Annotated in this window: 7 protein-coding genes; 1 reads left to right on the forward strand and 6 read right to left on the reverse strand. The window is 42.9% G+C overall.

From position 1 onward, the window contains the following. Positions 1 to 40 precede the first annotated feature (40 nt). The 5 genes from asnB to BM739_RS03710 form a co-directional block, all read right to left on the reverse strand. Positions 41 to 1,705, reverse strand: coding sequence for an asparagine synthase B (gene asnB, locus BM739_RS03690; protein ID WP_076537390.1), 1,665 nt, complete (start codon positions 1,703 to 1,705; stop codon positions 41 to 43). 440 nt (positions 1,706 to 2,145) lie between these two features. After that, on the reverse strand, positions 2,146 to 3,828 hold the full coding sequence (locus BM739_RS03695; protein ID WP_076537392.1) for a M28 family metallopeptidase: 1,683 nt from the start codon (positions 3,826 to 3,828) through the stop codon (positions 2,146 to 2,148). A 200-nt stretch (positions 3,829 to 4,028) separates the two neighbouring features. Further along, on the reverse strand, positions 4,029 to 4,775 hold the full coding sequence (locus tag BM739_RS03700) for an HAD-IIA family hydrolase (RefSeq protein ID WP_076537394.1): 747 nt from the start codon (positions 4,773 to 4,775) through the stop codon (positions 4,029 to 4,031). Positions 4,776 to 4,962: 187 nt separating this feature from the next. Continuing rightward, entirely contained in the window at positions 4,963 to 7,773 is a 2,811-nt protein-coding gene (locus BM739_RS03705) for an FAD-binding and (Fe-S)-binding domain-containing protein (RefSeq protein WP_076537396.1), read from the reverse strand. Between the two features lie 71 nt (positions 7,774 to 7,844). Beyond that, complete coding sequence (locus tag BM739_RS03710; protein WP_076537398.1) at positions 7,845 to 9,497, reverse strand: L-lactate permease; 1,653 nt, start codon at positions 9,495 to 9,497, stop codon at positions 7,845 to 7,847. Positions 9,498 to 10,193: 696 nt separating this feature from the next. Here BM739_RS03710 and BM739_RS03715 point away from each other — a divergent pair. Next, on the forward strand, positions 10,194 to 11,798 hold the full coding sequence (locus BM739_RS03715; protein ID WP_076537400.1) for an FG-GAP repeat protein: 1,605 nt from the start codon (positions 10,194 to 10,196) through the stop codon (positions 11,796 to 11,798). Positions 11,799 to 11,993: 195 nt separating this feature from the next. On the opposite strand, the gene BM739_RS03720 is transcribed toward BM739_RS03715, so the two are convergent. Then, positions 11,994 to 12,503: a hypothetical protein gene (locus tag BM739_RS03720; RefSeq protein ID WP_076537401.1), complete on the reverse strand. Its 510-nt coding sequence runs from the start codon at positions 12,501 to 12,503 to the stop codon at positions 11,994 to 11,996. Positions 12,504 to 12,618: the final 115 nt, after the last annotated feature.

Raw genomic sequence — 12,618 nt, forward strand, 5'->3', positions numbered from 1 at the left:
GCTTCTAATTATTGATAAAGGTTCTCATTACAGTTAAAGACTAATAAGCACTGTCATGTACGTTTTTAACTGCACGGCCCGATGGGTCGTTGATGCCTTGTAAACTTGCATCCCACAGTAAGGCTTCAGGGGTTGAGCAGGCTACCGTTTTACCGCCTGGTACTGTTTCTGCTGCGGTTTCTAGCGGGAAGAACTCTTCAAAGAAACAACGGTAGTAATAAGCTTCTTTAGATTCTGGGGTGTTGTATGGGAATCTAAATTTAGCATTTGCTAGCTGCAAATCATCAACTTGCTCAGCAGCAATGTCTTTTAAACCGTCAATCCATGAGTAACCCACACCATCACTGAATTGCTCTTTTTGACGCCATACTACTTCGTGAGGAAGAGCATGTTCAAAGGCTTCACGTAAAATGTTCTTTTCAATGCGGCCATCTTTAGACATTTTCGCTTCAGGGTTAATACGCATAGCAACATCCATAAACTCTTTATCTAAGAATGGTACGCGGGCTTCTAGTCCCCAAGCTGCCATGGCTTTGTTAGCACGCAAGCAATCAAATAAATGTAATTTATCGAGCTTTCTGACTAATTCTTCATGGAATGCCTGTGCATTTGGCGCTTTATGGAAATACAAGTAACCACCAAATAATTCATCAGCCCCTTCGCCTGAAAGCACCATTTTAATCCCCATAGCTTTAATTTTTCGGGCCATTAAATACATAGGTGTTGCGGCACGAATGGTGGTGACATCGTAGGTTTCTAAGTGGTAAATCACTTCTTTAATCGCATCTAAACCTTCTTGGAAGGTAAAGTGAATTTCATGGTGAATAGTGCCAATTGAATCAGCCACTTTTTTAGCGGCAATTAAATCTGGTGCGCCTTCAAGTCCCACTGCAAATGAATGCAGTTGTGGCCACCAAGCATCGGTTTCACCGTCGTTTTCGATACGGTGCTTAGCATAAGTTTGAGTAATCGCTGAAATTACCGATGAATCTAGGCCGCCAGACAACAAAACGCCATAAGGTACATCAGACATTAATTGACGTTTTACAGCGGCTTCTAGCGCATCACGTAATTCTTCTTTGCTGGCTGGGTTATCTTTTACTGCCTCATAATCACGCCAGTCACGCTGATAATACTGGGTTAAATCACCACCTTTTGAGAAATGGTAATGGCCCGGTTTGAACTCTTCAACGGTTTTACATACTGGCATCAGGGCTTTCATTTCTGATGCAATATAGTAGTTACCTAAGCTATCGCGACCTGAATACAATGGGATAATCCCCATGTGATCACGTCCAATTAAGAAGGCATCTTGAGCTTTATCGTAAAGCACAAACGCAAAAATACCGTTTAATTTATCTAAAAAGTCGACACCGTATTCTTGGTATAAAGCCAAGATAACTTCACAGTCTGAGTTGGTTTTGTAGCGGTATTTGTCGCCTAACTCAGCTTTAAGTTGTTTGTGGTTATAAATTTCACCGTTAACCGCCAGTACAATGGTTTCGTCTTCACTGATTAATGGCTGAGCGCCATGATCGACATCGACAATGGCGAGTCTTTCATGGGCGAGAATGACTTTATCATCGGCATAAACACCAGACCAGTCCGGTCCGCGGTGACGTAATAGCTTAGACATTTCTAAAGCCACTTGACGCAATTCTTTAGCGTCTGATTGAATATCTAAAATCGAAAAAATTGAACACATAATGTGGCTCCAGCAAATATCAGGTTAAATCTAATTTAAAAGGTCACTTAAAAACGAATATTTAAAACATAAGAATCTGTATCTGAGATCTACTTTGACAGCATTTTTCGCAGCGCACAAACTCTTTTGTTGAATTATTCTCATAAAATCTACCTTTTTAAGTGTTCAAATGCATTTAATGTGGCTGCAATTTTGGGGATCGTTCAAAGATAATGTGATTTTGCTGAAGTATCTATATTTCATGGCGTGAATATGGAGTTCATTTTTATGATTATGGAATCAAAATTAATAAATAAAAAGCCAATAAAAACATTGTTATTTTGATTATTATTTATACAAAAATGCCGCTTTATGATTAACATAAAACGGCATTCAGTATTTTTACTCGCGAGTAAAATGCAAAACACTAAGCCATAGGCCTTAAGAAATCTATTGGGTTTCTATTTCACTACAGGCTCAGTTTTCGCTGGTCGAAGGCGATTAAACTCAGAAGCTTCATAGTAACCAGGCCAATCTTGGCTGTTGGCTAATGTTTCTGCCGCTTGGTAGTACACGCTAATATCTTGTAGTGCGCCTGATAAATCCCATTCTTCACGGTAATGATCACAGACGTTGTGGTAGCAGCCTTTCATTAACGTTTGCATTTGCTGTTTGTATTGGGCTGTTTGCTCATCTAACGGCACACTGCCGCCACCGGCAAAGACAGCTGGGACACCGAGTTTTGCAAAACTGAAATGATCTGAGCGGAAAAAACCACCTGATGCAGGATTGCGCTCACGGGTGACCGTTCTATTTTGCGATGTCGCGACATCAGTTAAATAGCGTTCAAGTTCAGATTGGCCTTTACCGACAATGGTATAGTCTTGGGTTTTACCATAAACATTGGTGCTATCTAAATTAAATACTGCCACGGTTTTATCGATAGGGTAGATAGGGTTTGCAGCATAATAGCGTGAACCTAACAAGCCTTGTTCTTCACCTGTGGTAGCAATAAAGGTGAGTGAGCGTTGTAATGGCTTTCCAGCTTTTGCTTGTTTGGCAAACTGGCGAGCAATTTCCATAATACCCGCGGTGCCAGTGGCATTATCCAAGGCGCCATTGTAAATATTGTCACCGTCTTTAGTTGGGTCAACCCCAAGGTGATCCCAGTGGGCTGTAAATAACAGATGTTCATCTGCCACATTGCTACCAGGTAAGGTGGCGACAACATTGTAACTGTCGGCATACTCCGCCTTGCTGCTAAAGGCGATATCTGCGCTTTGCTTAAGATCGATGTTTATGGCGCTGTTAGCGGCTCTGGCCATTAAAGTATCAAGCTCAAAGCCTGATTTTTTGAACAAGGCTGTAGCGCTGTCCATGGTGATCCAACCTTCAACCGCAATACGCTCATCTTGCACTGCTTGACTAAATACCAAGTCTTGCTGTGGACCTGTCCAGCTATTTTCAACAACTGACCATGGGTATGCCGCAGGCGCGGTATCGTGAATGATAATCGCCCCTAATGCGCCTTGGCGGCTGGCTTCTTCGTATTTGTATGTCCAGCGACCGTAGTAGGTCATGGCTTTACCGTTAAACTTATTTGACTCTGGGTTAGCAAAGCCCGGATCATTAACCAATATAACGGCTATTTTACCTGTCATATCAAGGCCGTCGTAATCATTCCATTGGTATTCAGGGGCGTTAACACCGTAGCCCACAAACACTAATGGAGCATTGCTGATGTTTACACCGCCTTTATCATGACGGGTACTTAGGACGATGTCTTGGCGATATTCAAGCTCTATGCCCGCTAAGCTCACTGCTTGTTGTTCGCTGGCGGTGTAACTGACCATAGGTACGGGTTGTAGATAGCTGCCTTGATAAGCCCCTTTTAAGCCCATTTCTTCAAAAGCTGCTGTTAGGTAATCTAAGGTGAGTTTTTCGCCGTGAGTTGTAGGCGCTCGGCCTTCAAACTCATCTGAGGACAAGGTTTTAATATCTTGTCTAAAACGCGCTTCATCAAAGGTGATGGTGCTGGTTTCTACGGCTAATTGCTCACTTTGTAAGTTTTGTTTGTTATCTGCACTTTGGGGGCTGCAGGCGCTTAAAAGGGTAAGTGCGCATAAGGGGAGCATTGTCTTCATAGGTCTTATTCCTATTGTTTTCGTTATATTTTTATTGCAGCTTTACCGAGCATATTTGCAAGATATTTGACTGGCAAAATGACAGCGGCATAAAGGCAATAAGGATTATTGAAGCCGCATAATGAATCAAGCCTATGCATCACACAAGTGCATAGGCTTGAAATTATGTTACCTAATGTTAATCAACAAAAAATAATCATTTAAACCACATCGATATCACCTGCACATTTGAACACATGGTTAGGTCTAAATGGCTCTTTATCAATATCGGTAAATTGGCTAACGCCACTGGTAACCAATATGGTTTCTAGCCCAGCTTGAAATCCAGCTAAAATGTCTGTGCGCATGTTATCGCCAATGATGACGGTATTATCTGAATGACCTTTAATGTGGTTTAGTGCAGAGCGAATAATCCACGAACTGGGTTTGCCCACATAAAATGGCATTTTTCCTGTAATGCGTTCAATGGGGGAACATAATGCGCCGCATGCAGGGCTAAAGGCCGGGCCGTGGGTATCAGGATTGGTGGCGATAAAGCGCGCGCCTGCAGCGATAAAACGTGAGGCTTTATGGATCATATCCCAGTTAAATGAGCGGGTTTCACCGACAATGACAAAATCTGGATTAATATCTGTGATGGTAAAGCCTGCATTGTAAAGTTCATGGGTGAGGGCGCCTTCACCAATCACATAGGCTTTACTGCCTTGTTGATGCTTTAAAAAGTCAGCGGTGGCCATGGCTGAGGTATAAAAACAGGTTTCAGGAACATTAATGCCTGCAGCGCCAAGGCGATTTTGTAAGTCTTTACCGGTTTGTACTGGGTAATTGGTGAGAATAACCAGCGGGTTGCCTTGTTCAAGTACCCGATGAATAAACTTGTCACTTCCTGGAATAAGCTTGTTGTCGTGCAGTAAAACGCCATCGATGTCGCAGATAATATTTTTCATTCACTCGCCTCGAGTCTTAATCTTTAACGCTATCCATACAAAGTTTTTTTTACCCATTCATACAAACATAATTTGAGCGAGAAATCATCTAAATCAATCGAGGTGGTCGTTTTAGTTGGCATAAAAAAAAGCACTGAATTGATCATATCAACTTCAGTGCCTTTTTATACTTGCTTAGCTTAAATGCCTAGCGAGTACATTCTTCCAGTAGGTATGCCAAATGGCGATACGAAATGCCACTGTGCTGGGTTAAGCCCACTTCACAGGTTCTATTAGCGTAGTAACCTTCTTTGGTTTCAGCTGGGATCAGCTTTTTAATATTACGCAGGGCGCTGGCATTAATTTCTGGCTTATAAAGGCCTTTTTCACCGGCATAACCACAACATGCAATACCATCTGGCAATACCACGGTTTCAGAACAGGCATCAGCAATAGCTTGAAGTTTTGGCTCAAGTTTCATCTTGCGGGCACTACAACCTTGGTGCAGGGTCACGCTAGCTTTCTTGGTGATACTTGGTTTAATGTTCGGCAAAATATTGTCGTGCATGAACTCAACTAAATCAGTAATCGCCACTTTAGGATTACCGGTTAGGGTGCGATAAGTACAAGACAATGCGTCAACAAGCACAGGGACTTTACCGTTTTCGCTTAGCTCACTCAGGGTATCAATCAGTTCATCACGCTTAGCATCTGCGTTTTTGAAATCACCTTTTGACTCCCACAATTGGCCACAACAAAGCTCGCGGGTATTGTCAGGAGTGATCACGTTGTAACCTGCACGTTCTAGCAAAGTCACGACCACTTCTGGCAGCGTTACCTTGTTGGGATCTTTTGGCGTCGGGCCAAAAGTACGACCGCCACATGCAGGGAAGTACAATACCGTTTGTTGACCTGGAATATGAGCCGATGGCTTAGCGACTTTACCGCCTTTAGGGAAGTCAGGATTCCAATATGGCACTTCTTTGGTGATCATACGGCCAACATTCATAATTGAGTTGGTGACACCATCACCAGTGATTTTATGAATTACACCTAAGGCGTCAAAACCTGTGCTGATCGCTTGGTTTACTAAACCAAAGTGATTAGCTTGGAAGTCGAGTACTTTTTGCTCTGTGGTGGTAATGTGCGGCGTACGCAATTTACGCACCAAATTACCCATGCTGTTGTCAACAGGGCAAGCAATAGTACACAGCTGACAAGCCGCACAAGTATCAATCACGTCATATTTTGAGCTGACGCGCATTTCTTCGGCGGCTTCTTTTTCACCCGATTGCTCTAAACGCTCAATTTCACGCAAGGTAGCGATACGCTGACGAGGCGAAAAGTTTAGCGCTGAGGTTGGGCAAGTTTTTTCACAAAAACCACACTCAATACAACGATCAACAAAGTCATCAACAACAGGACAAGGTTTAATATTTTTAACGTGAACTTCAGCGTCATCGTTTAATAACACACCAGGGTTCAATAACGTGGTTGGGTCGAAAATATGCTTAATTTGTTTCATTAACGTATAAGCATCAGCACCCCATTCCATTTCGACAAATGGCGCTACAGCGCGGCCGGTACCATGCTCAGCTTTCATTGAGCCATCGTACTTATTAATCACCATTTCAGCCACATCTTCCATAAAGGCATGGAAGCGCTTGATATCAGCGTCGCTGGCAAAAGTTGGGGTAATAATAAAGTGGAAGTTACCTGCCAATGCATGGCCGTAAATAACCCCTTCAGGGTAGCCGTGCTTATGGAATAATGCGGTTAAATCAGCCGCAGCTTGTGCAAGGTGTGGTAATTCAAATGCCACATCTTCAATAATAACTGAAGTTCCTTTAGGGCGCGCGCCGCCAATAATTGGGAATAAACCTGAGCGCATAGCCCAGTATTTACTAAATACAGCAGGGTCGGCACTGAAGGTAATTGGGCGCTCAGTTTTAATATGAGCTATTTTATCGGTTACGGTTTCAGTGTATTGCGCTAAGGTTTCAGAGTCATTGGCGCGACACTCGATAAGTAAAATCGCCGAACCTTCAGGCAAATGTGACAACCACTCTGGCATGCCAGGTTTACCTGTCACGGCTTTAATCGAGGCCCAGTCAAGTAATTCAACTGCTGCGACGGCATCAATATTTAATGGCGGTACAGCACTAGCGGCATCTTCCATACTGAAAAATACTGCCATAGCAGAAGCTTTAAATTTCGCTTCTTCCACTGTGTGGTAGGTCACTTCATTAACGAAAGCCAGTGTGCCTTCTGAGCCCACAATCAGGTGGTTAATGATGTCAAATGGGTCGCTATAGTCAATTAACGCATTGATACTGTAACCCGTGGTATTTTTGATAGAGAACTTTTTCTTGATCCGCGCCGCAAGGGTAGGGTTATTTTGCGTCATTTCTGCTAAGTCCATTAACGACTGCAGTAACTCACCATGTGTTGCTTTAAATGCGGCTTTAGATTGTTCACAGCCGGTATCAAGTTCAGTACCATCGGCAAAAATTAACTTAGCAGACGCAATGGTCTGATAAGAGTTTTGCGCAGTACCACAGCACATTCCCGAGGCGTTATTTGCCACAATGCCACCAATTTTGGCAGAGGTTAAGGTTGCTGGATCTGGACCGATTTTCTTGTTTAATGGCTTTAAGGCTGCGTTGGCATCAGAGCCGATAACTGCAGAGCCTAAAGTGATTTTTTGGCTGTCTTCAGTGATTTCAATTTTTCTAAAGCCATCATGGCCTAAGATAAGCAAAATACCTTCACCAATGGCTTGGCCTGATAAACTGGTACCCGCCGCGCGATAAGTCACCGGGACTTGATGTTTATTGGCAATTTCTAGGGTAGCTTTTACTTGCTCAACGTCATCGGCATGAGCAACAATTTCAGGGACAATTCTGAAATAACTGGCATCTGTTGACCAAGCGAAACGACGTACAGGGTCGTTACTAACGGCATCTTTGCCTAACTTAACCAATAACTCATCCATGACTGTTTGATAATTAATAGTCATATTCTGTTCTCATATTTTGTTATCTATAATGATAGCAAGCAACCTGATGATTGCTTGCTATTAATTCAATATTAGAAACCGCCCCAAGCGACAGCGATAGTGCCGGCAACAAAGGCATAAACTAGTGCGATAGGCATGGTTTTACGAATGATTTCTGATTCGCGACCTGCCATGCCAACAACAGTAGCTGCAGCGACAACATTCATGACACACATCATGTTACCTGCGTTAGCGCCAATACCTTGGAGTGCTAAAACCAGCGCATGGTTCATTCCAATGTTGTCTGCAACAGAATATTGTAGTCCAGAGAACATCATATTAGAGAAAGTTGCAGAGCCAGATAAGAACGAACCGAAGATACCGACAACCGGTGCAGTCCATGCCCATACCGCGCCCATAGTGTTAGCCAATAAGTCAGCTAGCGCTACTGGCATTGATGCTAAGTTTGCGCTGTTTTCACCTGAGTTAAGGAAAATTTTCACCATAGGTACAGAAGCACCTAAAGAGATAATTGTAGGTAGCATTGAAGAGCAAGAAGTGGTGAATGATTGTTTGATAGATTTGCTATTCATTTTGAATAATACAAAACCAATTAAACAGACCACGATAAAGAAAATACCAGGGGCATAGAAGGTCGCAAAACCTGCTTTTAATTCAGTGCCGAGTAAGCCAGTCCAGCTAATGTTAAAGCTGTTTAAGAAGGCTTTAAATGGTTCAACAACGCGAGACAAGACCAATAACGCAGCCATGATGATGTAAGGAGACCATGCTGCCATTTGGCTGAATTTAGCAGGGGTTGCAGACTGCTCTGTTACCGCGGCATTATCAAAGTCAGATTCAGCAAAATCATGCCAAGGTGTTGATGGCAGTAACCAACCTTTTTTAGCAACAGGAATAACCACAGCCATACCCACTAGCGCACCAATCACTGATGGGAATTCAGGACCTGCAAAATAGTTAATTAACCAAGCGGGTACAGTGAATGCTAGGCCAGCAAAAATAGCGAACTTCCAAACTTGAAGACCTTCAAGGAAAGACTTGTTTTTACCAAAGAATCCGGTTAACACGCACACCATGACCAAAGGCAATAAGCTACCAGTAATTAAGTCAATGGTGATCATGTGCATTGCAACATGCTGCGCGTAGTCAGCAAAATTACCGCCATGTTGGGCGATTTGCGCCGCAGCCATGTTCACGCCGCCTTCAGTTAAGCCTTGCTCCATACCAAATAGCACAGGCAAACCAATAGCACCGAATGACACCGAAGTTGAGTCAGCGATCAATGCCACAACGGCAGATGCAATCGGCGGAACACCCAGTAACACTAATAGTGGCGCACCAATCGCTGCAGGGGTACCAAAACCAGCTGAGCCTTCGATGAATGAGCCAAACAACCAACAGATAATAATGACCTGCACACGAGCATCAGCACTAATATTGGTAAAACCAGCGCGGATAGTATCCATTGCACCAGAATATTTAAGGGTGTTAAGTAAGAATACAGCACCAAAAATGATGGTGAGAGGAGTGAGTGCGGATAACAGTCCCTCTACCACAGAGGCGGCGATTAAAGTGGTATCCATTTGCCAAATAAATAAAGCAGCTAAGCCAGTAGCTACCATAGATATCGGCATCGCTTTCGATGCGGGCATACGTAATAAAACTAAAAACACCATGACACTGATGATTGGTGTCAGACTTGCGAGCAGTTGTAATATGGTCATGCGTACCTCTATTGGAGTGCATATTATAATATTTTTGATTTTTACTAATTTAAGTGACTTTGTTAACGAAAGCGTAAACCCATTATTCGCTTTTGTTAAAGTGGCTACAATAGACTGCATTTAGGGATGTTGCTTTTTGATCGAGATCATCTAGATGAACATTGTTTAATACTTTAGCGCAAAGTGTGAGCTGTAATTGTTGCTGTAGTTGCTTATGGTGATCCCGATCTCACTTTTGGCGGATTATCACCGCAATTATTCTGATTTTTTATGTTAAAAAAGTTAAATTGTCTGTTGTGCTTGTTTACTGCTCAAGTCTTTTATGGCTTGCGTTAAGCTCAAAAAGGCTCTTTTTACTAGCTAACTGACGTCAGCAATACCTAAAAACGCAATTTTTGAGTTAGCCCCAAAGAGGTATACTTGCAAGGCAAGTATTAAGCTTTAGCTCTTTCATCTCTTCTAAATCAGCCTTACAGTCAAATCCGCAGACAACTTTATTATATCGTGCCTTCCTGCTTTACATTTCTTTAACTTGTCTTGACATAGCTTGGCTCGCTTTTCATTTATGATGTTTAAAAAACAGTGTGTTGATTAAAAAATTAATACATAAGGTGCGTAATATCACATTTTGATGGCGCCCCAAACAGCCTCGAGATATCCAATTAACAATAATAACCTCAGCAGTAGGGAACACTGATGCATCACAATAAATCGCGACCAAACTTATTCACACTTTTGGTTACAATAACGCTGGCGCTGCAAGCTTGTGGCGGCTCAGATGATAGCACTGGCTTACCTATAGATGAGATAGTCAACCCACCAACCAGCACACCGCCGCAGACCACTCCCGCTGAACCTAGTTTAGGCGACTTTGTAGCATTTGGCCCAAGTGAGGTTATTCGTATTGCCGAAGGTGAGTCTGGCTTTATTGCTAATTTAGATAGTGGCGATCGTTTTGGCCGCGATCATGACAATGCTGGTGATATTAATGGTGATGGTATTGATGATTTGGTCGTCGGTGCTCGCTCGGATGATGACGGCGCAACGGATGCCGGTGCTGTGTATATTCTATTTATGCACCAAGACGGCACAGTTGCGGCAAATCAAAAAATCTCCATGGTGCAAGGGCGGTTTTCAGATTCCCTAGATGAGGGCGATTTTTTTGGTTATGGCGTTGCTGGCATTGGTGATTACGATGGCGATACTGTTCCTGATATTGCGGTGTCGGCGCCCGCTGCCAGTATACCGGCTGTGTACATTCTGCACCTTAATCGCGATGGCACAGTAAAATCCATGGTTAAAAATGGCGGTATTGTGGCTCAAGGTCTGAGTGCTATTGGAGATATAAATCAAGACGGTAAAATCGATTTAGTGGCCGCTCAGCCAAGTAGTGTTGATGGTGGCAGCATTCAGCTGTTATTTTTTGATGAACACGCTGAGGTTATCGATGCTGATATCGTCACCATAGGTAGCAATATGGGCGGCTTTGGTGATGGACTAAATGCCAATGACAGTTTTGGCGGTCGAGAGTCTGCGTTACTTGGTGATCTTGATAATAATGGTACTCAAGAGCTCGCAGTCGGTGCATTTGAGTCAGACAGTGGTATGGGAGCGATTTGGATTTTATCACTTGATAGCGACACTTATGAAGTTGTTGATAAACTGAAAATTGCTCCGGGTCTAGCAGGCTTTGATGAAACCATTCCCTTAGATTCAAATCCCAATGGCACAGCTGGTGGTCACTTTGGCCACGCCTTAGTGGCTGCAGGTGATTTAAATGGTGATGGTGTAGCCGATTTAATCACTGGCGCGAATCAATATGGCGCAGGGGTAGGCTATGTATTGTATTTAAACCCTGATAAAAGCGTTAAATCTTATAGCCGCATTAATGAAACCGAGGGCGGCTTTGATTTATCTTTAGACTCAGAAGAACGCTTTAGCCGCTCAATGTCATTGGTTGATACTAATAGAGAGCAGGGCACAATTACTGTCAACATGGGCGGCGGCGCAGGTGTGACTGGGGCAATATACGCCTTGAGGTTTCAAGCATGTGATTTTAGCATTGAAGCTGAAAATACCTTTTGGAGTGAAGGGAATACGCTGTTTTCTAACTGGGACCATGGCAGTCAAACCGTAACCGATGCATTAAATTTTGAGCAATGTAGCGTTAAAGCCTTTGAATATAATGGCAGCAATATAACGGCCAAAGCAGAGGATGGTTGCTGTATTATTAAAGATGCTAGTGCAGTGTTGAGTATCAGCGATGAAGGCAGTCAAGCCTATCGCCGCCAATGCCAATAAATGGTTTTAGTGGCTGTTGCTTGCTTTACTTGTACAAAAGTATCAGAGCTTGATTAATACCGCTTAGGTTTATCCTGCACTTGTTGGTTAGTCATCTTAGTCAACTCAGTCATCTTAGTCATCAAGGCTAAACCGACCGGACGAGTCATCATAGTATATGACCGACAGCGGCCATCAATCCTGAACATGTTACAGCTATAGCTCAGTGACATGTTCGCCAAAATACCACACCTTGCGAAAAGGTCCTTTGTTATCTTTGGCTAAGGCTTTGACATTGTTAACTAATACATCATCAGTGAGTAAGGTTCTGCCGACATTATAAATCAGTAAATCTATGGGTTCTGATACCGAGTAGCGTTTATTGATCTTCTTTTTATAGGTTTCAGAGGTGTAATCTTTAATGTCAGTATCGCTAGGGTAATTAGTTGTACTGCTCGCTTTGGCAGTGCTTTTGTCTGTGCTTTGTTCTGTGCTTAAGTCATTGCAATTAATGCTTTTAGGATGCGAGATGGCCTTGGCTACATCTTCAGAGCATGCCTCAGTTAATTCAAAGTAAATAACCTTGCCATCGATCATGCATTTTAAATCAGGCTTGCCTTCCTCAGGGGACTGTTTTTCAACCGATTGGCAATAAAGACCTGCCGCTGCGGCAAAGCGAATAAAAATGCTTTTTTCGATCTTACCTTTTTCATATTCAGAGCCCATAGGGTGTTCTCAGCTTAAATTCCAATAACCTAATAAGTATAGCTGGCTTAAAATAGCTGCAAAGTTAACCTAACTGAGAGTCATGAACCTTAGTCGTACGATGTTTGGCTGGGCA

Source organism: Shewanella sp. UCD-KL21, from assembly GCF_001957135.1.
Taxonomy (GTDB): domain Bacteria; phylum Pseudomonadota; class Gammaproteobacteria; order Enterobacterales; family Shewanellaceae; genus Shewanella.